General features: G+C 63.0%; 21 protein-coding genes and 1 pseudogene. 10 read left to right on the plus strand and 12 right to left on the minus strand.

Annotated features, from left to right (window positions below; genetic code table 11):
* From EIC84_RS15980 to EIC84_RS15990, 3 genes and pseudogenes are all read right to left on the minus strand, one after another.
* A pseudogene (locus EIC84_RS15980) lies at positions 1–157 on the minus strand (electron transfer flavoprotein subunit beta/FixA family protein); the annotation flags it as partial.
* Between the two features lie 401 nt (positions 158–558).
* Positions 559–1,335 (minus strand): enoyl-CoA hydratase, encoded by a 777-nt coding sequence (locus tag EIC84_RS15985; protein ID WP_003069448.1) that lies wholly within the window; start codon positions 1,333–1,335, stop codon positions 559–561.
* Between the two features lie 21 nt (positions 1,336–1,356).
* Positions 1,357–2,316: a histone deacetylase family protein gene (locus EIC84_RS15990; RefSeq protein WP_034363027.1), complete on the minus strand. Its 960-nt coding sequence runs from the start codon at positions 2,314–2,316 to the stop codon at positions 1,357–1,359.
* A gap of 36 nt (positions 2,317–2,352) precedes the next feature.
* Between EIC84_RS15990 and EIC84_RS15995 the strand changes: the two genes are divergently transcribed.
* Genes EIC84_RS15995 through mltB form a run of 4 tightly spaced genes read left to right on the plus strand, consistent with a single transcriptional unit; the run spans position 2,353 to position 7,613 of the window.
* Complete coding sequence (locus EIC84_RS15995; protein ID WP_034363025.1) at positions 2,353–3,273, plus strand: MoxR family ATPase; 921 nt, start codon at positions 2,353–2,355, stop codon at positions 3,271–3,273.
* 34 nt (positions 3,274–3,307) lie between these two features.
* Positions 3,308–4,369: a DUF58 domain-containing protein gene (locus EIC84_RS16000; RefSeq protein ID WP_003069442.1), complete on the plus strand. Its 1,062-nt coding sequence runs from the start codon at positions 3,308–3,310 to the stop codon at positions 4,367–4,369.
* Entirely contained in the window at positions 4,366–6,474 is a 2,109-nt protein-coding gene (locus EIC84_RS16005; RefSeq protein WP_134737330.1) for a DUF3488 and transglutaminase-like domain-containing protein, read from the plus strand. The genes EIC84_RS16000 and EIC84_RS16005 overlap by 4 nt, the downstream gene beginning before the upstream one ends.
* Complete coding sequence (gene mltB / locus EIC84_RS16010; RefSeq protein ID WP_003069440.1) at positions 6,471–7,613, plus strand: lytic murein transglycosylase B; 1,143 nt, start codon at positions 6,471–6,473, stop codon at positions 7,611–7,613. The genes EIC84_RS16005 and mltB overlap by 4 nt, the downstream gene beginning before the upstream one ends.
* A 68-nt stretch (positions 7,614–7,681) precedes the next feature.
* On the opposite strand, the gene EIC84_RS16015 is transcribed toward mltB, so the two are convergent.
* Positions 7,682–8,974, minus strand: a complete 1,293-nt coding sequence (locus EIC84_RS16015; RefSeq protein ID WP_003069437.1) for a branched-chain amino acid ABC transporter substrate-binding protein — start codon at positions 8,972–8,974, stop codon at positions 7,682–7,684.
* 91 nt (positions 8,975–9,065) lie between these two features.
* On the opposite strand from EIC84_RS16015, the gene EIC84_RS16020 reads away from it, so the two are divergent.
* Complete coding sequence (locus EIC84_RS16020; protein WP_003069435.1) at positions 9,066–9,449, plus strand: Hsp20/alpha crystallin family protein; 384 nt, start codon at positions 9,066–9,068, stop codon at positions 9,447–9,449.
* A gap of 277 nt (positions 9,450–9,726) precedes the next feature.
* Positions 9,727–10,329 carry an NAD(P)H:quinone oxidoreductase gene (gene wrbA, locus EIC84_RS16025; RefSeq protein WP_003069434.1) on the plus strand — a complete coding sequence of 201 codons (603 nt, stop codon included), beginning with the start codon at positions 9,727–9,729 and terminating at the stop codon, positions 10,327–10,329.
* A gap of 55 nt (positions 10,330–10,384) precedes the next feature.
* Here wrbA and tsaD read toward each other — a convergent pair whose 3' ends face one another.
* From tsaD to EIC84_RS16060, 7 genes are all read right to left on the minus strand, one after another.
* Entirely contained in the window at positions 10,385–11,425 is a 1,041-nt protein-coding gene (tsaD, locus tag EIC84_RS16030) for a tRNA (adenosine(37)-N6)-threonylcarbamoyltransferase complex transferase subunit TsaD (RefSeq protein ID WP_003069432.1), read from the minus strand.
* 86 nt (positions 11,426–11,511) lie between these two features.
* On the minus strand, positions 11,512–11,967 hold the full coding sequence (locus EIC84_RS16035) for a CBS domain-containing protein (protein WP_003069429.1): 456 nt from the start codon (positions 11,965–11,967) through the stop codon (positions 11,512–11,514).
* 153 nt (positions 11,968–12,120) lie between these two features.
* Positions 12,121–12,822 carry a DUF937 domain-containing protein gene (locus EIC84_RS16040; protein ID WP_003069427.1) on the minus strand — a complete coding sequence of 234 codons (702 nt, stop codon included), beginning with the start codon at positions 12,820–12,822 and terminating at the stop codon, positions 12,121–12,123.
* A 165-nt stretch (positions 12,823–12,987) separates the two neighbouring features.
* Positions 12,988–14,034, minus strand: coding sequence for a porin (locus EIC84_RS16045; RefSeq protein ID WP_003069425.1), 1,047 nt, complete (start codon positions 14,032–14,034; stop codon positions 12,988–12,990).
* A gap of 133 nt (positions 14,035–14,167) precedes the next feature.
* Positions 14,168–15,136 carry a tripartite tricarboxylate transporter substrate binding protein gene (locus EIC84_RS16050; protein WP_003069423.1) on the minus strand — a complete coding sequence of 323 codons (969 nt, stop codon included), beginning with the start codon at positions 15,134–15,136 and terminating at the stop codon, positions 14,168–14,170.
* 50 nt (positions 15,137–15,186) lie between these two features.
* The gene (locus tag EIC84_RS16055; protein ID WP_003069421.1) at positions 15,187–15,906 is read right to left on the minus strand and encodes a hypothetical protein; all 720 of its coding nucleotides are present in this window, start codon (positions 15,904–15,906) and stop codon (positions 15,187–15,189) included.
* Positions 15,903–16,952, minus strand: coding sequence for a zinc-binding dehydrogenase (locus EIC84_RS16060; RefSeq protein ID WP_237704511.1), 1,050 nt, complete (start codon positions 16,950–16,952; stop codon positions 15,903–15,905). Before EIC84_RS16060 ends, EIC84_RS16055 begins: the two co-directional genes overlap by 4 nt.
* 131 nt (positions 16,953–17,083) lie before the next feature.
* On the opposite strand from EIC84_RS16060, the gene EIC84_RS16065 reads away from it, so the two are divergent.
* Genes EIC84_RS16065 through cobA form a run of 3 tightly spaced genes read left to right on the plus strand, consistent with a single transcriptional unit; the run spans position 17,084 to position 19,919 of the window.
* On the plus strand, positions 17,084–18,031 hold the full coding sequence (locus EIC84_RS16065; RefSeq protein ID WP_003069417.1) for a LysR substrate-binding domain-containing protein: 948 nt from the start codon (positions 17,084–17,086) through the stop codon (positions 18,029–18,031).
* A gap of 58 nt (positions 18,032–18,089) precedes the next feature.
* Complete coding sequence (gene ybiB, locus EIC84_RS16070; RefSeq protein ID WP_003069415.1) at positions 18,090–19,109, plus strand: DNA-binding protein YbiB; 1,020 nt, start codon at positions 18,090–18,092, stop codon at positions 19,107–19,109.
* A 9-nt stretch (positions 19,110–19,118) separates the two neighbouring features.
* Positions 19,119–19,919 (plus strand): uroporphyrinogen-III C-methyltransferase, encoded by an 801-nt coding sequence (gene cobA / locus EIC84_RS16075; RefSeq protein WP_003069414.1) that lies wholly within the window; start codon positions 19,119–19,121, stop codon positions 19,917–19,919.
* 93 nt (positions 19,920–20,012) lie between these two features.
* On the opposite strand, the gene EIC84_RS16080 is transcribed toward cobA, so the two are convergent.
* Positions 20,013–20,492 carry an acyl-CoA thioesterase gene (locus EIC84_RS16080; RefSeq protein WP_003069412.1) on the minus strand — a complete coding sequence of 160 codons (480 nt, stop codon included), beginning with the start codon at positions 20,490–20,492 and terminating at the stop codon, positions 20,013–20,015.
* 125 nt (positions 20,493–20,617) lie between these two features.
* Between EIC84_RS16080 and EIC84_RS16085 the strand changes: the two genes are divergently transcribed.
* On the plus strand, positions 20,618–21,220 hold the full coding sequence (locus EIC84_RS16085; RefSeq protein ID WP_003069409.1) for an SMI1/KNR4 family protein: 603 nt from the start codon (positions 20,618–20,620) through the stop codon (positions 21,218–21,220).
* Positions 21,221–21,256: the final 36 nt, after the last annotated feature.

Consider the following 21,256-nt stretch of genomic DNA (forward strand, 5'->3'; position numbering starts at 1 on the left):
CTTTTTCCTTCAGGCGCACGGCTTCTTCGACGGCGATTTCGTCAAAGGGGTTCATGCTCATCTTGACGTTGGCGATGTCCACACCCGTGCCGTCCGACTTCACGCGGACCTTGACGTTGTAGTCCACCACGCGCTTGACAGGGACCAATACCTTCATTGCTGCGGCTCCTTAATGATTACTGCATTGACGTTTACGTAAACTGGATTCATTTTATGCGGCACTGCAACACTCTCTGCACAATTTTCCGGACAATCTGCCCGGAGATCTGTGCAGCAGCCTTCGCAGGTGGAATGGCATAAAAAAGAACGACCGTTCAATTTTATGCACAAGCCTTGCGAAATCATGGGTCTCAGATGGGTCAAATCAGGGTAAAACCTAGGAATTGAGTCCATCAGTGCCATGCCTGCATCCAGATAGGCCTCACGGTAACACTGCCGGAAGGCCGCCTCGTCGTTCAAATGGACGGGCCGAAAACACAAGACTCCGCGCTGCGAACGACGCCATCCACGCAGCTCTGCCTGCCCAACAACGAAGGCTGGGGAGCGCAAATCCAGGGTTTAGCGCCAGCGAGGCCTGCGCTTTTGCGCAAAAGCCTGAGCGCCTTCCTGCGCGTCGGCATCCAGCATATTGGTGGCCATGGTCTGACCCGCCAGCTGATAAGCCGACTCCAGGCCCATTTCACGCTGGCGATAGACCAGCTCCTTGCCCATTCTGATGGCTACCCGGGGCTTGCTCACGATGGCAGACACCAGCTCTTCCACGGCAGCATCGAGTCGCTCCGGCTCGACCACGCGATTGAGCAGACCGTAGTGCAGAGCCGTCTGCGCATCGATGAACTCCCCCGTCAGCAGCATTTCCATGGACTGTTTGATCGGCATGTTGCGCACCAGGGGCACGCTGGGCGTGGAGCAGAACAAGCCGTATTGAATGCCGCTGGTGGCAAAGCGAGCCTCGCTGCTGGCCACGGCCAGATCACACTGCGCCACCAGTTGGCAACCTGCAGCCGTTGCAATGCCCTGTACTCTTGCAATGACCGGAACGGGCAGCTTCTGAATCGAGAGCATCATGCGGCTGCACTGGGCAAACAGCTGCTGGTAGTAAGCCAGCTCCGTATGGGCTGCCATGTCCTTGAGGTTATGTCCGGCGCAAAAGGCCTTGCCCTGGGCGGCAAGCACCACTACACGCGCCTGCTCGCTTTTGGCCACGGCATCCAGCGCCGACTGCAGGGCCATGAGCATTTCACTGCTCAAGGCGTTGAAACGCTGCGCGTCGCTCAACGTGATGCGTGCCACGCCGCGCTCGTCCTGACTCAGTTGCACCAAGGAATCGCTCATTGCTGTCACCCTGCTTTCGGACTAGATATCGGCCAATACGCGCAGATGTGCTTCCACGCTGCGCGCCAGCGGGTCCATTACGTAACCGCCTTCGAGACAGGAAACAATGCGGCTCTTGGAAAAACGCCGTGCGATGTCCTTGATGCGAGTGGTGATCCAGGCAAAGTCGTTTTCCGTCATGCCGAGCTGGCCCATATCGTCTTCGCGATGCGCATCAAAGCCGGCGCTGATGAAGATCATCTCGGGCTTGAATGCTTCGAGGCGCGGAATCCACATCATCTCGATGATCTCTCGAATGTCCATGCCTTTTGTATAAGCAGCCACGGGCACGTTGAGCATATTGGAGGCCGGGTCCTTGTCGCCGCTGAACGGGTAGAAGGGATGCTGAAAGATGCCGCACATCAGCACGCGCGGATCACCGGCCAGGATGTCTTCCGTGCCGTTGCCGTGATGTACATCAAAGTCGATCACGGCCACGCGCTTGAGATGGTGGCGCTCCAGCGCATACTTGACGCCCACGGCCACATTGTTGAAAAAGCAAAAACCCATGGCCTGGTTGCGCGTGGCATGGTGACCAGGCGGGCGCACGCTGCAAAAGGCATTTTCCAGTTCTCCGGCCAGCACGGCATCGGTAGCAGCCAGTGTGGCCCCTGCAGCACGCAGTGCGGCCTTGAAGGTGTGACGGTTGATGGAGGTATCGGTGTCGAGCTGCTTGTACTCGGGCCCGCCAGCTGCCAGCTCCTGCTCCAGCCGGTCGGTCAGGCCCTGCAGGGCGGCAATATGCATGGGGTCATGCGCCAGCTCGATCTCGGCCAATGATGCCAGCGGCACATTGCAGCGCTCCAGCGCATCGCCCACGCCGCTGACCAGCAGCCTGTCTTCTATCGCGTCCAGCCGCGCCGGGCATTCAGGGTGGCCCGGGCCCATCTCATGCAACCAGCAATCCCGGTGGGTGAAATAACCTGTCTTGCCCACAGTCATGTCTCCGCTATCGCTTATTTAGGATATGTTTCTGCCATGCATGCACAGAACACAATTAATGCGCTTTTGAGTCAGCTTAACACGGTGATGGAGGGCAAGCCGGATCAGGTCAGAGACGGTGTCGCCTGTTTGCTGGCAGGCGGTCACCTGCTGATCGAAGACGTTCCTGGTGTAGGCAAGACCACCCTGGCCCATGCGCTGGCACGCAGTTTCGGCCTGCAGTTCTCACGTGTGCAGTTCACCGCCGATCTCATGCCCAGCGACCTCACGGGGGTCTCCATCTACGATCGCGGCCAAGAGGCTTTTGTGTTCCACCCCGGGCCGGTGTTTGCCCAGGTATTGCTGGCCGACGAAATCAACCGTGCCAGCCCCAAGACCCAGAGTGCGCTGCTCGAAGCCATGGAGGAGCGCCAGGTCACGACCGAAGGCAAGACCCACAGCCTGCCCACCCCCTTCTTTGTGATTGCCACCCAGAACCCTCTGGAGCAGCTGGGCACCTTCCCGTTGCCCGAAAGCCAGCTGGACCGTTTTCTCATGCGCATCAGCCTGGGCTATCCCTCGCGCGATGCCGAGCGCAAGCTGCTCGCGGGCAACGGCCGCCGCGCCGCTGCCGATGCACTGCTGCCCGTCATCTCCCAGCAGCAGCTGCAGCAACTGCAGGCCGCTGCCCTGGCCGTGCATGCCAGCGACGCCCTGCTCGACTATGTGCAGGACCTGATTGCCGCCACACGCAACGGCCAGTGGTTTGCTCAGGGCCTGTCGCCACGTGCAGGCATCGCGCTGCTGCGTGCGGCCAAGACCATCGCGCTGATGGAAGGCCGCGACTATGTGGCACCCGACGATGTGCAGGCCATACTTCCCCAGGTGATTGCCCACCGTCTGATTCCCGTGGGCCATGCAGGCCGTGGTGCCGTGGAGCAGGTGCGCGCCATGATGCAAGCCGTACCGCTATCTTGATGCTGCCGATGTATTTCGTCATGAATTTCATAGCATGAAGCGCTCGGCATCAAAGGGCGAGCAGCCAGAGACTTCCAATATCTTCCAGCGGCTCTCACCCCGCGCCAGGGTGCGCGAGTGGATGTTTGCACGTCTGCCGCGCAGCGACCAGCTCACGCTGACCCAGGGCAATGTCTACATCCTGCCCTCGCGCGCGGGCTGGGCCATGCTGGCCACGCTGATCGTGCTGTTGATTGCTGCCATCAACTACCAGCTCAACCTGGGCTACCTGCTCACGTTCCTGCTGGCAGGCAGCGCGGCCGCCAGCATGGTTGTAGGCCATGGCAATCTGCGCGGTCTGCAGCTGAGTCTCGGTGGCGCAGGTACGCAAGGCAGCACATCGGGCGGCTGCTTTGCCCATGCGCCCTGCCCCATGCATATCAGCCTGCACAATGCCCGCCGCTCGCGCCGCTGGGGCATAGGCCTCGCATTCCACAAGACCCGGCACAACACCGATCACTCTGATGCCTGGACCTGGGTCGATATCCCCGAGCAGGGCAGCACCTCCGTGCAGCTGAGCTTCATGCCCACGCGCCGCGGCCGGCAGGAGCTGCCCGCCATCTCCATACTCACGCGCTACCCGCTGGGCGCATTTCGCGTCTGGGCTCTGTGGCGGCCCCAAACCCTGGTCTGGGTCTATCCCGCACCTGAAATCCATGCCCCGCCGCTGCCAGCCGCCAGCCCCGAAGCCGGCGGCCGCAGCAGCGCCCAAGTACGCAGCGGTGAAGAATTCGATGGCGTGCGCAGCTATCAGACTGGCGACCCGCTCAAGCTGGTGGTGTGGAAGAAAGCGGCTCAGTCCTTTGCCGCAGGCAGCCACCAACTGGTCAGCCGCGACCGGCCCATGGCCCACCATCACCGTCTCTGGCTCGATGCGCGCCATACCGGCCTGGCCGACCATGAGGCGCGGTTGTCGCGCCTTGCCGCCTGGGTGCTGATGGCTCAGCAGCAAGGCCGTACCTGGGGCCTGCGCCTGCCCGGAGGCCAGGAAATCGCACCGGCCAGCGGTGTACAGCACACCGCGCGCTGCCTCGAAGCATTGGCCGCCTGTCCATGAAAGCAACCGCCTCTTCCCCCGGCGGCAACTGGCTGCAGCGCCTGACTGCCCTGCCGCGCGATGCACGGGACACGCTGTTTCTGCTCGCCGTCATCGCCTGGATCATGCTGCCTCAGATTCAGCACACACCTTGGTGGACCAGCGCCTTTGCCGCAGCCCTGTTGCTGTGGCGCGCACGCCTGGCACTGACCAGCGCCCCCCTGCCCAACCGCTGGGTGCTGGCGGGCGCACTAGCCATCGCCATTGGAGCTACCTGGGCCACGCACAAAACGATTGTGGGCCGCGATGCCGGCGTGACCCTGGTCGTCATGCTGCTGGCGCTCAAGACACTGGAGTTGCGCGCGCGGCGCGATGCCATGGTGGTGTTCTTTCTGGGATTTTTTGTACTGCTCAGCAACTTTTTCTATTCGCAGTCCCTGCCCACAGCCATGGCCATGGTGCTCGGGCTGATGGGCCTGCTCACAGCCCTGGTCAACGCCCATATGACGGCCGGCAAGCCTCCATTGACACAGGCTCTGCGCACTGCGGGCTGGCTCGCGCTCTGGGGCGCGCCCGTGATGGTGTCGCTGTTTCTGTTCTTTCCGCGCATGGCACCGCTGTGGGGAGTGCCATCCGACGATATGGCCGGCCGCTCGGGCCTGTCCGAGAACATGCGCGTGGGCGAAGTCGCCGCACTGGCACTCGACGATAGCGTGGCCCTGCGGATCCGCTTCGATACTCCCGGGGGCCAGGAGCCACCCGCCAACACCCTGTACTTTCGCGGCCCCGTGCTCAGCCAGTTCGATGGCCGCAACTGGCAAGCCGACCCTGTGCTTGACGCTATGGCCGTGCCTCAGCTGCGCGTGAGCGGTGAACCCATTCGCTACCAGATGCTGATCGAACCCAGCAAGCGCCGCTGGCTGACCCTGCTGGATGCCGCCAAGACCGAACCGCAGATTCCGCCGGGCGCCTCGGTAGGCAGGCTGCGCATGAGCTCCAGCCTCCAGTGGCTGAGCTGGCGCCCGATTACCGATGTGCTGCGTGTCGATGCCCAAAGCCATCTCGACTTCAGTCATGGACCGCTGCAGCTCACTCCAGAGCTCAAGCGCTATCTGCAGCTGCCGGCCGGCAGCAACCCGCGCACACGGGCTTTGGGCGAACATTTGCAGGCCGAATTGCGCGCCCAGCCGGGCGCCGGCGCGGATACGGACAGGCTGATCGCCTCCGCCCTGCAGCACCTGAAAACCGGCGGCTACACCTACACACTGGAGCCCGGCGTAGTCGACAGCGACCATACCGCCGATGACTTCTGGTTTGACAGCAAGGAAGGCTTTTGCGAGCACATCGCCTCCGCCTTTGCCGTGCTCATGCGCAGCATGGGAGTGCCCGCGCGCATCGTGACCGGCTACCAGGGCGGCGACCGCAACAGCGTGGACAACTACTGGACCGTGCGCAACAGCGATGCCTATGCCTGGACCGAGGTCTGGATTGCCGGCCGGGGCTGGGTTCGTGTGGACCCCACGGGCGCTGTCGCACCCAGCCGGGTCGGCCAGTTCCAGCGCCTGAGTGCGCCCCCCGGTGCCTTTGCCAGCGCCGTTGGCAACTTCGTCGATACCGGCACTCTGGAGAAGCTGCGCGCTGTCTGGGAGGCCGTCAACAACCGCTGGAACCAGTGGGTGATCAACTACACGCAAAGCCGTCAGCTCAATCTGCTGCAGAGCCTGGGCTTCGAATCGCCAAGCTGGACGGATCTGCTGCGCCTGCTGGCGTGCAGCTTGAGCGCTCTGGCGCTGCTGTGGCTGATCTGGGCCCGCGCCACACGTCCGCAGCGCGACGGCTGGAGCCAGCTCATGCACGCTGCCAGACTGCGGCTGCAGCGCGCAGGCATAGCGAGCGGTGCCAGCGACTCCACGCGCAGCCTGTCGCGCCTCGTGCAGGAGAGCTGGGCCAAGGAGTCTGCATCCGCGCCCCTGGCTGCGGCCTTATCCGACTGGCTGCTGGACATGGAAAGGCTACGCTATGCGCCATCCTCCAATACCGAAGCCACCGAATTGAAGTCCTTGCGCCGACGCTGGCTGTCCATCCGGAAGCAACGCTGGCCCTATCCCTCAAGAAATAAAACATGAGCATCACCCTCAATAACAGCAAGCACCTCAAAGCTAAAACACTGAGTACTCTGGCCCTGTGCCTGCTGACTGCGAGCGTCATCGCCGCACCGGCCAAAAAAGCCGTCCGCAAGGCAGCACCGGCTGCCGTAGCCACGGCTGCAGCCGCCACGGCCGTGGCCTATGCCGGTCGGGGCGACGCCATGCAACTGGCCGAAGAAATCGCAGTCCGCCGCGACCTGCCTGTCGACTGGGTGCGTACGCAGTTGAGCGAAGCGCGCAACCTGCCTGTGGTCACACGCCTGATGACGCCGGCCGGCAAGACCTTTGTGAAGAACTGGACGGTATACCGCAGCCGCTTTATCGACCCCGTGCGCATACGCGCCGGCGTGAAGTTCTGGCAGGTCAACCACCAGGCGCTCGCGCGTGCCGAGCAGCAGTTCGGCGTGCCCGCAGAGATCATCGTCGGCATCATCGGCGTGGAAACCATTTACGGCCGCAACATGGGCAACTTTCGCGTGATGGATGCTCTGGCCACGCTGGCACTGGACTTTCCGCAATCCCACCCCCGCGCCCAGGCCCGCACCGACTACTTCCGTGGCGAGCTCGAGCAGGTGCTGGTCACGGCCAGCCGCACGGGCAGCGACCCGTTTGCGCTACGCGGCAGCTATGCCGGCGCCATGGGCCTTGGTCAGTTCATGCCCACCAGCTGGGACAAGTACGCTGTCGACTTTGACGGCGACGGTCGCATAGACCTGTTCAACAGCGCTACCGACGCCATCGGCTCGGTCGCCAACTACTTCGTCGGCCATGGCTGGAAGCCGGGCCTGCCCACGGCCTTTGCCGTGGACATGCGCGCCCAGGGTGAGAATCTGGCAACCCTGCTCGCACCCGATATCAACCCCACATTCACTGCCGCGCAGATGGCAGAACGCGAAGTACAGGTGCTGGGCGCCGACAGCTATGAGCGTCCGCTGGCACTGATCGAGCTGAAAAACGGCAGCTCCGGCCCCACGGAGTACATCGCGGGTACCGAGAACTTCTACGCCATCACACGCTACAACTGGTCAGCGTTCTATGCGCTGTCGGTGATCGAGCTGGGGCGCGAGGTACATGAAGCCTATCTGGCCAGCCAGACCGTCTCTGCCACACGCAACTAGATTCATTCGAGCTGCAGCGCATTTCCAACAAGCGCTGGCAGCTATTGATTTGATAGTTCTCCAGCCACTCAAAAGCGCTTCATCTGGCACTGACCAGGCATCTCTGCCCTGGCCGCAGCAATCTCGCGCACTACCTTGAAGCCGTAGCCCGAGCCTTCCACATCGAAGTCCACGCCTGCGCTGCCTCTTTTTTCCATCATGCCGACCACCAGCGATTGCTGAAACTGGTGGTCTGCCGCCCGCATGCTGCCCGAGCGGCCCGCCATCTGGACCCTGGCATGCTCCATGGCGTGGGCCACGGCGACGGTGTCCGTGCTGCCGGCTTTTTCGAGGCTCTGCGCAAGAGCCTCGATCATGAGCTGCATGCGCATATGCACATAGTCGTCCTGCGGCCTGGGATAGCGCTGACGGAAGGACTGGTAGAAGGCGCGGCTCTCGGCCGTTGACACATTGGGCAGCCAGTCGGCCACTGCCAGCACCTTGCCCACGCCTGCATCGCCCAAGGCCGCCGGCGCGCCCAGTGCATTGCCGTAGAAGGTGTAGAAACGCCCTTCATAGCCTGCCTCGCGCGCAGCCTTGACGAGCAGCATCAGATCATTGCCCCAGTTGCCGGTGATCACGGCCTGGGCACCGCTTTGCTTGATCTTGACCGCATAGGGCGCAAAGTCCTTGACGCGGCCCACGGGGTGCAACTCGTCGCCCACGATGCGCACATCGGGCCGTTGCACGCCAAGCTGGCGCCTTGCTTCGCGCAGCACGGCCTGGCCAAAGCTGTAGTCCTGCCCGATCAGATAAGCGCTATGCACAGCCCGGTCTTCCTTGATGACCTCCATCAGCGCAGCCATGCGCATATCGGCATGGGCATCGAAGCGGAAATGCCAGAAGCTGCAGCGCTCGTTGGTCAGCGCCGGGTCCACGGCCGAATAGTTCAGATACAGCACGCGGCGCGAAGGGTCCCGGCTGTTGTGCTTGTCGATGGCGTCGAGAAGCGCCGCCGCTGTGGCCGACGAGTTGCCCTGCATGATGATGCGTGCACCGCTGTCTATGGCCGCGCGCAGCGCCGACAGTGCCTCTTCGTTCTGGCCCTTGCTGTCATAGCGCTCTATCACCAGCTCATGCGGACCGTCGGCCAGGCGCACGCCGCCGCGCGCGTTCACCCGCTCGGTCGCCCACAGCAGATTGCGGAACACGGCCTCGCCCGTGTTTGCAAACGGGCCCGAAAGACTCTCCACCAGTGCCAGCTTGATGGGTTGCGCAAGCTTGGCATTGGCTGCAGCCACAGCAGCGCCAGCAATGCCGAACGGCGCGCACAGTAGTGGCAACTGCAGGTATTTCAAGACATCACGGCGCAATTTATTCATCAAAAAAACCTCTTGAAATGCGCCTGCCACCACCTACCTATGAATCAAGCGGCAACAACGCAAGCCGCGCAGTTTAAAGGAGTTAAACACCATGTTCTTCGCCCCTGTGATGAGCCGTAATACCTTTGTATCCCCTCGCGCCGCCGACTTGGCCCTGCAACGCTTTCTGCAGGAAACCCTGGGCGCTGCAAGCCCCGTACAACGCCAGGTTCAAGTCAGCCGCGATGACCAATTCACGACCCTGACCCTGGATGTGCCAGGCCTGGCACGCGAGCAGCTCAAACTCTCGCTGGAAGGCTCTGTCGCCAAGCTCGAAAGCGTGGAAGGCGCAGCCCGCCAAGTCAGATACACCTGGGATCTGGGTCATGAAATCGATGCTGCCAACAGCAAGGCCAAACTCGAGCATGGAGTGCTCACGCTGAGCCTGGCCAAGCTCGAGCCCCAGAGCAAAGCCGTGACGCTGAGCATCGAATAAGCGCTGTTTACGCCGACCGGCCAGCCTCATCCTTTCTTCCATCTCCTCTTAGCAAGAGGTCGGCCGGAAAGCACAAAGCCCGCAATGCCTTGGCGTTGCGGGCTTTTTTCATGCCAATGCCATGGCCGATTCCGGGAGTTGAGCTGATTCGGCGCCTTGGCCTACAGGCGCAGACTGCCGATGCGTGTCGCGCTGCCATCTTGAATTCCTACACTGTGAGTTCAGTCGGGTGCACCATTGCTGCACCGCTTTCCAACCCCGTTTGAGGAATTCACCCATGGCGAAAGTGCTGGTTCTCTACTACTCCATGTACGGTCATATCGAAACCATGGCGCAGGCCGTGGCCGAAGGCGCCCGCAGCGTCAGCGGTGCCGAGGTCACCGTCAAGCGCGTGCCCGAAACCATGCCCGAGGATGTCTTCAAGAACGCAGGCGGCAAGGCCAATCAGAGCGCAGAGGTCGCCAGCCCAGCCGAACTGGCCGGCTACGATGCCATCCTGTTTGGCGTGCCCACGCGCTTTGGCAATATGCCGGGCCAGATGCGCAGCTTTCTCGACCAGACCGGCGGTCTCTGGGTCAAAGGGGCCTTGATCAACAAGATCGGCAGTGTCTTCACCTCGACCGGCACCGGCGGCGGCCAGGAAATGACGGCCACTACCACCTGGGCGACGCTGGCCCATCACGGCATGATCATCGTGCCGCTGGGCTATCCGTTGCCCGAACAGACCAATCTGAGCGCGGTCAAGGGCGGCAATTCGCCCTATGGGGCCTCGACGATTGCGGGCGCCGACGGTTCGCGCCAGCCTCATCCCGACGAGCTGAGCATTGCCCGCTACCAGGGCCAGAACGTAGCGAAACTGGCCGTAAAGCTTGCCCGATAAGCGCAGGCAGCCATGAAAAAAGCAGCCACCTGGGCTGCTTTTTTGCTGCACAAACTCACCTGAGCGAATCCAGCGGCCAGCGCGGCTTCACATCAAACGCGTATTCATGCAGGGCCTGCTCGCGTCCCGCCTGTATCCGCATGGCAGCAGCCATGGCAATCATGGCGCCGTTGTCGGTGCACAGATGCAGCTCGGGGTAATGCACGCGAATCTTGTGCTTGGCGCAGGCTTCATTGAGCTGCTCGCGCAGCTGCTTGTTGGCCCCCACACCTCCCGCCACCACCACGCGCTTCATGCCGGTCTGCTTGAGTGCGGTCATGGTTTTCTTGACCAGCACGTCCACAATCGCGGCCTGGGTGCTGGCGGCCAGATCGGCCTTGCGCGCTTCCAGCTCGTCACCCAGCTTCTTGGCCTGGGTCAGCACAGCCGTCTTGAGGCCGGCAAACGAGAAGTCCAGGTCACCCGAATGCAGCAGGGGGCGAGGCAGCTTGAAGGCCAGAGGATCGCCGCCCTCCGCCAGCTTCGAGAGCACGGGACCGCCCGGATAGGGCAAGCCCATGAGCTTGGCCGATTTGTCGAAAGCCTCGCCTGCCGCATCGTCGATGGTTTCACCGAGGATTTCGTATTCGCCCACACCGTCCACACGCATGAGCTGGGTGTGGCCACCCGAGACCAGCAAGGCAATGAACGGGAACTCAGGCGGGTCGGCACTCAGGAAAGGCGAGAGCAAATGACCTTCGAGGTGGTGCACGCCCAGCACAGGCTTGTCCAGCGCGGCTGCCATGGCGCAGGCCGCACCGGAGCCGACCAGCAAAGCACCGGCAAGGCCTGGGCCGCGCGTAAAGGCAATCACATCGACATTGTCGAGTTGCACCCCGGATTCGGCCAGCACCTTCTCGGTCAGCGGCAGCACACGGCGAATATGGTCACGGCTGGCCAGCTCGGGCACCACGCCGCCATAAGCGCGGTGCATTTCAATCTGGCTGTGCAGCGCATGACTCAGCAAGGTGGGCACACCTTGGCCGTCCGGCATGCGCACCAGGGCCACACCGGTTTCATCACAAGAGGATTCGATTCCCAGGATCAGCAAACTCATGGCCGCAAGTGTAGGACTTGCGCCCTCCAGATGCAGAAAAGGCGGACATTAGCCCTGCCCGCCTTCGCTATTCAATTAATAGCAACCTACGGTTGATTCACATTGGGTGTCCCGGAAATATAGTGTTCCAGCTGATGAATCGTGAACTGCTGGGCCGAGATGATTTCCTTGACGATGTCGCCAATCGAAATCAGCCCCTGCAGCTCGCGGGTCTCGCTGATCACGGGCAGATGGCGCATGCGATTGCTGGTCATCAGCGACATGCACTCCTCGCTGGTCTGGCGCGGCAGCACGCAATGCACCTTGCGCGTCATGACCTCGTCCACGCGGGTGCTGGCCGAGCTTCGGCCCTGCAGCGCGATCTTGCGCGCGTAGTCGCGCTCGGTCACGATACCCGCGATATCGCCACCTTCCAGCACCAGCAGCGCGCCAATGCTTTTTTCCGCCATGAGCTGCAGCGCAGCCAGCATGGTGTCGGAGGGAGAAACGCTGTAGATAGTGCTGTTGCCCTTGGCGCGCAGAATTTCGGCGACGGTCGTCATCTGGTTCTCCTTTCTGGATCGGCCGGTCATGCAAAACGCATGACGACATGACCAGTGTGAGAATCCTGCTGCATTGCGGCAATCAGGCTATGCCCGTATACAAAAACAAAAAAGGCAGCCAAAGCTGCCTTGATACTGTCACTCAATCCGGGCTCAGCGCCGACCGCCCAGCAGTCCCGCGCCCAGCTTGAACAGATCTCCGGCATCAAGCTTGCCGTCGCCATTCTGATCGAGCAGGCTGCCGAGGATGCCTCCTGCCGCACCGCCTTGCGACTGGATCTGGCCGCGCTCCTGATCCAGGGCATTGCCCAGGTCGCCGGCCCCCATGCCCTGCGACTGGACTCGATTGGCCAGAAAAGACATCACCAGCGGAGCCAGCAGGGCAAGCAACTGACCTGCATTGCCACCCAGGCCCGTGGCCTGACCCAGCCGGGACTCGGCCTGCTGCTGCTGACCGCCAAAGATATTGCCCAGGATGGCGCCTGCATCCAGCTGCGAGCTTCCGGCACCGGAGCCGCCTCCCAGCACCGAGCCCAGAATGCTGCCCAGCCCACCCAGGCCGCCAGCCGCACCGGCGCCACCGCCGAGCAGGCCACCGAGCCCGCCCAGCAGACCGCCCATATCCATCGCGCCATTGGCACTGCTGTGATCGCGCTGCAGCGCACCGAACAGATCGGCAGCTCCCTGAGGCTGGGCCGTGTTCTGGCCCAGCGCACCAAACAGCATGGGCAGCGCCACGCCCACGGCCTGCTCGGCCTGCACGGAGTCGATGCCCAGTTGCTGAGCCAGACCCTGCATGGGAGCGCCCTGCAACTGGCCCATGAGTTCGTCGGTCAAAGATGCGTTAGCGGTCATTTCAACACTCCTCAAAAACAGCGCACATATTACGCGCGCCCTGTGTCCCGAAATGTGATCAATGTTCATTCACTACGCAAGCCCCTCCCGGGCTATAGACCATTGAGGCGGCCTGCGCCCTGGACAGGGCCTCCTGCAGGCCGCTGCGTCCTGTGACGGCTTGGCTCAGAAGGAGTGCGAGATGCCCACCAGCAGCGAGCGCGGCTTGCTGCCCTTGGGAACCGAAGGCCCGGCATTGCTGGCGCTGTTGATGGTGAACGCTGCGTCGGCCTCGTTGCGGATTGCGGAGACACCCGCATACAGCTTGGTGCGCTTGGACAGCGCATGGTCATAGCGCACGCTCAGGGCTCGCGCATCGCTGTTCGCGCGCGCACGTCCCTGGAACTGTCCATAGGACAGCAGCAACTGCCCTGCCGTGCTGACCGGTATGGTCATGCTGGCTTCAAAGAAGCGTCCGCGTTTGCTGGCGGCATCCGGCAAATCATCCTCCCGGGTGGACAGCAGCAAGGCAGCCCGGGCCAGCTTGAAGTCATAGGAGCCGCCCAGCAAGCGATAGCGGTCGGTGTTCTGGGCCGTGGTGCGACGCTCCCACAGCGAGGCACCCAGGCTCCAGGGACCGCGCGTGTAGTCCAGCGAGCCGCCGAACTGGCGCCCCACATTGGTGCCGGCGTTCTCCCCGAACGAGTACATGCCCCGCATCACCAGTCCCGCCATGGAAGCCGACTGAAAGCGCAGCGAGTTGTCGGCGCGCAGCACCGTGCCGTCACGGAAATAGTTGGCAGCATTGCCCCAGATCAGGCCCGTCAGGGCATAGGAAGCCAGCGAGGTATGAAATGTGGTGTAGTGGCGGCCCAGCGTCAGCTGACCCCAGTCGCCGCCCATGCCGACAAAGATCTGCCGACCAAAGGCGAGTCCGCCCTGAGCGCGCTCGCCGGTATCGGCATTCAGCCCGGCTTCCATCACGTACAGCGCACGCAGGCCGCCGCCCAGATCCTCGGTTCCGCGAACGCCCCAGCGCGAGCCCGCCAGAACACCGCTTTCCGCACGCAGGGTGCGACCCGCGCCGGTGGACACCGACTCGGCGGCCATGTCCACTACGCCGTACAGCGTGAGCTGGGATGTGGCAGGCCCAGCGGTCTGAGCCTGAGCCAGCGAACATGTGGAGATGAAGGCAGCGGCCACGGCCAAGCCTCCCGATTGCAAGGATGTCATGAAGTCTCTCTTTTTAATAATGGATGGGGCTCGCAGCAGAGTCCTGCCGCTGTCGAGCCGCTGACAGCAGCATCCGCCGCAGTTGCGTGGATGCCGTGTGGGAGTCCGGCGCCTCAGATGGCGCCGGCCGCACTCATTCGAGGCGGATGTTCTTTTGCGTGATCAGGCTGCCGTAGATGCGTGCATCGTTTTCGATGCGCCTGGCCAGCGAGGTGGCGCTGGTATCGTCGATCCGCCAGCCCTGAGCCAGCAGCTTGCTGCGGATCTCGGGAGCATGAAGAATCTTTTCCAGGGCCGCAGCCAGCTTGGCACGATGCTCGGCGGGCATGGAGGACGGCGCCATGACCGCATTCCAGACTTCGATGTCCACATTGCCGGCACCGATCTCGGGCATGGCGGAGACACCAGGTGCCAGTGGGCTGCGCTTGCTGGAACTCACGGCCAGGGCGGCCAGCTTGCCGGACTGGACCAGCGGCATGACGGTGGAGGCCGGCAGCAAGGCCATCTGCACCTGATCGCCCATCAAGGCGTTGACCACGGCCGGACCGCCGTTATAGGGCACATGCTGCAGATTCAGGCCCATGGCTTCCTTGATCAGCTCCACGCCCAGGTGGCCGCCGGACCCCGTGCCCACCGAGCCGTAGTTGCCCTGGGTCCCGGTCTTGAGCGCCTTGAAATAAGCCCCTGCATTCGCTGCCATGGACTTGGGAGCCACCAGCACCAGAGGCGCCGATCCGATCATGGCCAGCGGTGCGAGATCCTTGATCGGATCGTAGGGCAGCTTGCTGTAGAGAAACTTGGAGCTGGTCAGCGGGCCGTTGCCGATCACGCCTATGGTGTAGCCGTCGCTGGCTTTGGCCACGGCATCAGCACCGATATTGCCGCTAGCCCCACCCTTGTTCTCCACCACCACAGGCTGCCCCAGGGCCTTGGTCAGAGGCTCGGCCAGCAATCGGGCCTGCACATCGGGCGAAGAGCCGCTGGCATAGCCGACGATCAGACGTATGGGCCGGGTGGGCCAGCCAGCCTTGCCCTGGGCCTGAGCCACCAAGGGCAGGCAGGCAGCGGCGCACAGCAGCAGGGCAGCCCTGCGCACGGGCATCGATTTTCTTGTCATCTTTATGTCTCCAGAATCTCGGACTCAGTCTCGGATCAACAATCGGCGTATCCAGCCATCAGTTCCATCAAGGGCGGCAGGCGTCCGCTGGCGGGCAGGGCCAGCTGCGAACGGTACACCCGGGTTTGCAGGCCAAAAGCCTGCTGTGCAGGCGTTTCGAGGTGATGTGCCTGCATTTGGTCGGCCCACCATTGGGCGCCTTGGGTGCATGCTGGTCCGTCGAGATGCTCGGCCAGCATGACCACCGTGACTTCCCCCTGGACCTGCTCGGCAATGCGTTCCCCGCCAACGGGGTAGTGCAAGGAACGCTCCACAGGCACCACACCCGCCATGACCCGCAGCAGACGCCCTTGCTGCACCGCCTGCTCGGCCCAGCGGGCTGCCTGCGCGGCCCAGGCCTGCGCATCGGTGGTGACGGCCTTGAGCGTCGTCAGCGCCGCACCGCTGGATGCTCCAGCCTGGACCTGCAATAGGCAGGGCCTGCGCATGAAAGCACTCAGGCGCGGCCTCATGCGTGCCGACCAGGGCGTGGGATTGGCGATCACATCCGCATACTCGGCTGAATCCAGGGCCGCCAGAGACTCCAGACCGTAGAGCGTGAAGTATCCACAGGCGCCGACATAGCGATGGCCGTAGACAAAGCCTGGCAAGCCCACGCGTTCGGGAACATGCTCGAGGGCATGCCAAGCCTCGTATTCTGCGCGAGCCTCGGGCCGGTCGATGTCGTTCCACAAGGCCAGGAAGGCGCTGCTCATGATGCAGAACCCGCGCCGGGTTGAATCAGTACCTTGCTCGCCAGCCGCGCACGCGCCAGGTCAAAACCCTGCCCGGCCTGTGCAAGCGGCACGCGGTGGGTGATCATGAGGCGCAGCTGATCCTGATGGGTCTGCATGAATTCAACGACCTCCAGCCAGCAGCGCTCCGGCGTGCGATAGGAGCCGCGCAGCTGCTGATGACGTCGCACCAAGGCCGTCAGATCCAGCGGCACGGGAGCGGAATGAATGCCGGCAATCACCAGCACGCCATGGGTCTTGAGTGCACGCAGGGCCGGCGCCAGCACTGCCGCCGCCCCGGTGGCTTCGATCACCACGTCAAAGAGAGCTTGCTGCGTATACGCGGCAAGGGCCTCGTCGATGTCCTGCCCCTCGAAGTCCAGCAAATCCTCGAACCCCATGGAGCGCAGGACCTCCAGCCGCGCGGCATCACCATGGCCGGCAACCACCACCTGGGCCGCCCCTGCGGCACGCGCAAACAGCGCAATGCCCTGGCCGATATTGCCGGGCCCCAGGATCAGTACGCGATCGCCGGGCTGGACATTGCCCGTGCGCACGGCTTCGAAGCTCACCGACAGCGGCTCGGCCAATGCAGCAACCTCGGGGTCCACGCCGTGTGGAATCGGCACGCAATTGCGCAGGGGCACGGCCACATACTCGGCAAAGCCGCCATGGCGCATGACACCGATGCCGCGACGCGTGGAGCAGGCATCGAAGTCGCCGGCACTGCAACTGGGGCATCTGCCGCAGGTGACCGAAGGCCGCACGGCCACCAACTGGCCCAGGGGCAGATGCTCGGCCCCCTCGCCTCTGGCCACGATCTCGCCGCTGAACTCGTGACCCACGGTCACCGGCAGCGCGGCCTGCAAAAAGTGATAGCTCGCCGTCCAGGCATCGATATGCAGATCCGTGCCACAGACACCGGTGGAATGAACCCGCAGCAGCACTTCACCTGCGGCAGGCGACGGCATGTCGACCTCGTTGAGCTTCAGTCCCTTGGCGGACTCGGTTTTTTGCAAGGCTTGCATGAGAGAGGCAATGCATGCGTGGACATGCATCTCAGAACGAACAGGATCGGCAGTGTTGCCGCCCTTCATTCATATGTCCAACACTGATTTAATATGAAACTCATACTTTTGAAATATGGATTCATTCAGGCATGGAACTGAGACATCTGCGCTATTTCGTGGCGGTTGCCGAGCAGGGCAACGTCAGCAGGGCCGCCCGCAAGCTATTCATCGCCCAGCCGCCGCTGTCACAGCAACTCAAGCAACTCGAGGATGAGGTCGGCACGCAGCTCTTCACCCGCCTGCCGCGCGGCATGCAGCTCACCGCTGCGGGCGAGTCACTGCTGGAAGATGCGCGCGTCATATTGGCGCGTGCCGAGCAAGCCCCCTTGCGCGCGCGTGAACGCGAGCGCAGCAGCCAGACCGTGCTGCGTCTGGGGCTGGTGCCCTCGGCCATGCAGTCCCTGCTGCCCGGCCTGCTGCAGGCTTTGGCACAGGGCGGCTGGGAGGTGCAGATCGAAGCCCGTGAAATGATTTCCTCTCAGCAACAGCGGGCCTTGCGCCAGGGCGAGCTGGAACTCGGCTTTGCCCGCCCCGGGCACAGGGAGGCCGACGAGCTTGAGCTGGCCAGCATTGACGACCCCTATTGCCTGGCTGTTCCGTCCTCCCACCCTCTGGCCGGAGGCAGTGGAATGCTGGATCTTCAAGCTGCCGTGCATCAGCCCTTTGTGGGCTTCACCCGCTATCAGGACACCGACTACTTCGACCGCACGGTCGCGCTGTGCGCCGAGGCCGGCTTCACTCCGCTGATACGCCACGAAGCCGGTCAGCTGGTGAATGTGCTGGCGCTCGTGGCCTGCGGTCTCGGCGTGGCCATCGTGCCGGCATCCTTCGCGATGTTTCACCGCGAGCAGATCGTGTTCAGGCCGCTTCGGGCTTCGCGCCAGGTCAGCCGGCTCGCCGTCCTGGCGTCTGCCGATGCGCTCAAGAGCAACCCCATGCTGGACCTTGTCGCCCAGCTCGCGCAATCGCAGCTGCAGGCCCTGGCTGCACAGCTGGCGCAACAGGGAGCGACGGAGTCTCGAGCACAGCCGGTTTGATTTATATAACCAAATCGTCTGACAACTCATGGTTTTTATAGCGACAATTGCGTTAATCATGAGCATCAGCCACTACATCAAGGAAATCGGTCGCGGCACCAAGGGCGCGCGCTCTCTTTCGCGGGCCCAGGCCTGCGATCTGATGGGGCAGGTGCTGGATGGCAAGGTCAGCGACCTGGAGCTGGGCGGCTTTTGCATTGCCATGCGCTTCAAGGGCGAAAGCGCTGAAGAGCTGGCAGGCTTTCTCGACGCCACCCAGCAACGTCTGCCCGTGTGGCCGCAGGCTCACAAAGCCCTGCCCGTGGTCGTCATCCCCAGCTACAACGGCTCGCGCAAGCTGGCCAATCTCACGCCGCTGCTGGCAGGTCTGCTGGCGCAGAAAGGACTGCCGGTGCTGGTACACGGCAGCCATACCGAGGACAAGCGCCTGGGCACGGCCGAGGTATGGCGGCAACTGGGCTGGACGGTCATAGAGCGTCCCATCGCTCTGGAGCCTGGTGACAAGGTCTGGATGCAGACCCGTCACCTGCTGGCGCCGCTGGATCGGCTGCTGCAGATTCGCCGCCAGATGGGCCTGCGCAACCCCTCGCACAGCATCGTCAAACTGCTGGACCCTATCCATGGCAGCAGCACCGCGCAGTCCGGGCTGGTGCTGGCCAGCTATACCCACCCGGCCTATGCCCAGCCCATGCTCCAGACCCTGGCCCTGCGTGCGACCAGTGCGCTGCTGGTGCGCGGCACGGAAGGCGAGGCCGTGGCCGCCCCTCACCGCGAACCCGTGAGCACGGGTGTGATTGCCGGAGAAATCTGCTTTGAGCGCTCTTCCCTGCACAGCAGCCAGCTCGCATCCGGCACCGAGAGCAGTGCCCCGGAACAAGATCTGAATGCCGAGCAGACAGCCCGGCTGACGCTGGACATTCTGAACGGCCAGTTGCCTGTGCCGGCGCCGATCGCGCAACAATTGGAACAGATACAAGCCCTGCACCAGGCCATGCAGGTCACCGATGCCGACGCTGCCGCCAGCCGCGCCGCACTGCAAGCCTATAACCGCAGCCCCGACTGCCGCAGCCCCGACTGAGACCCCACAATGACTGCCATTTCCCACAACCCCAATCAGCGCGGCTCGTGCACCCTGGTGGGTGCCGGCCCCGGCGATCCCGAGCTGCTGACCATCAAGGCCGCCAAGGCCATTGCCGCAGCCAGCGTGCTGTTTGTCGACGATCTGGTCAGCGATGATGTGATGAGCCACGCCTCGCCCAGTGCCCGCGTGGTCTATGTGGGCAAGCGCGGCGGCTGCAAGAGCACCCCCCAGGCCTTTATCGAAAAGCTCATGATTGCCGCCGTGCAGGACGGCGAACGCGTGGTGCGCCTCAAGGGCGGGGACCCCTTCATCTTTGGCCGTGGCGGCGAAGAGGTCGAACATCTGCGTCAGGCCGGTATCGAGGTGGATGTCATCAACGGCATCACCTCCGGTCTCGCGGGCCTGACCAACCTGGGCGCCCCGCTGACCCACCGCGACCGCGCGCACGGCGTGCTTTTCATGACCGGCCATGCCAAGCCCGGCGACAGCGGCCCCGACTGGCGCCAGATCGCCGCCACGGCCCATGCGGCCAAGCTGACGCTGGTGATCTATATGGGAGTGAGCAGCGTCGAGCGCATCAGCAGCGAGCTGCTCAGCGGCCTGCCCGGCAGCACGCCCGTGGCCGTGATCCAGCATGCCAGCCTGCCGCAGCAGCGCCATGCACTGACCTTTCTCAAGGATTTGCCGCAAAGCATTGCCGACCACCAGCTGGGCAGCCCCAGCATCATCGTCGTCGGCGATGTGGTCCAGGGCATTGCCGCCTGGCAGAACCAGTCCCAAGCCTTGCCGCAATCAGCGGCAGCCTGATCCAGGACCATCCCCGGGCTGTCCTGCAAGCCGGGCGAGCGGCAAGCGCCGCCTCGCTGCGAGACTACGTCCACGCAGAAGCGGCGATGCGACTCAGGGAGTACGAGTCTCGGCAAAGCGCTCGGCCAGCTCCTTGCGCAGTTCCTTGCGGATGATGGCGGCGTCCCAGCGGCGCTTTTCCTCGTCGGTTTCGAGCTGCAGCGGGGGCACGGGGGCAGGCTTTTTGTCATCGTCCACGGCCACCATGGTGAAGAAGCAGCTGTTCACGTGGCGCACCACCTGGCTGCGAATCTCCTCGGCAATCACCTTGATGCCGATTTCCATGGAGGACTTGCCGGTGTGGTTCACGCTGGCCAGAAAAGTCACCAGCTCACCTACGTGGATAGGCTGCAGAAACATCACCTGATCCACGCTCAGCGTAACGACATAGCGGCCCGCATAGCGGCTGGCGCAGGCATAGGCAACCTGGTCCAGCAATTTCAAGATGGCGCCCCCGTGCACATTGCCGGAGAAGTTGGCCATGTCAGGCGACATGAGCACGGTCATGCTCAGCTGGTGGGATGGTGTATTCATGGGGCGCGATTCTAGAAGTGATCCAGGACGCACGCTGAGCCCTTGCGCATACCCCAATGGGACAACGGGCTGCAGGTATAAACAAGTATCCACTTGCACCATGATGCCAGTTTCAGGAGTGCGCCTTGCAAGTTCTGTTTCCCAACCCCTTCGGCCAGCCCGCAGCCAGCGCACAGGAAGTTGCAGCGCTGCAGGCGCGCATTGGCTTCTCAGATGCTTATGCGCAGTTTCTGATCACGCAGAACGGCTTTTCCATGTATGCGCTGGAGCAAGCGTCAGACCACGCCAGCTATCTTCATGACAGCACCGAGATTGCCAGCGAAAGCCACGCCAACTTTGCCGGCCTCTTCAGCTTTGGCGCGCAACAGCATCAGGAAGACCTGAAAACCGTGCAGTCCGAATTTCTGCTGGCCCGCTGGTTCGTAGTCATTGGCCACGACCAGGGTGGCAACCCATTTGTGGAAGTTCTGCATGGTCGGCACAAAGGAAAGATCGGCAGTCTGGACCACGACCTTTTTCTGGGAGCCAGCGATCTGCAGGAGTTCTTCGGCAATATGGAGCTGGATCATATTGCGACACTCAGCCTCGCCGATCAGGCCGACGCACTGTGCGACTCCAAGCTGGGCCTGATCTGGCTTCACGCCCGTGACCTGAATCACTTTACGGTCCGCTGCATTCACTGCGACGACGATTTCTGGGGCTTTGTGGTGGACGATCCCAAAATCTGAGGCATCTGGGACAATCGCGGCCTTGTTCGTGCTCCA

It is taken from the genome of Comamonas sp. A23, assembly GCF_004522605.1.
In the GTDB taxonomy this organism is placed as follows: domain Bacteria; phylum Pseudomonadota; class Gammaproteobacteria; order Burkholderiales; family Burkholderiaceae_C; genus Comamonas; species Comamonas thiooxydans.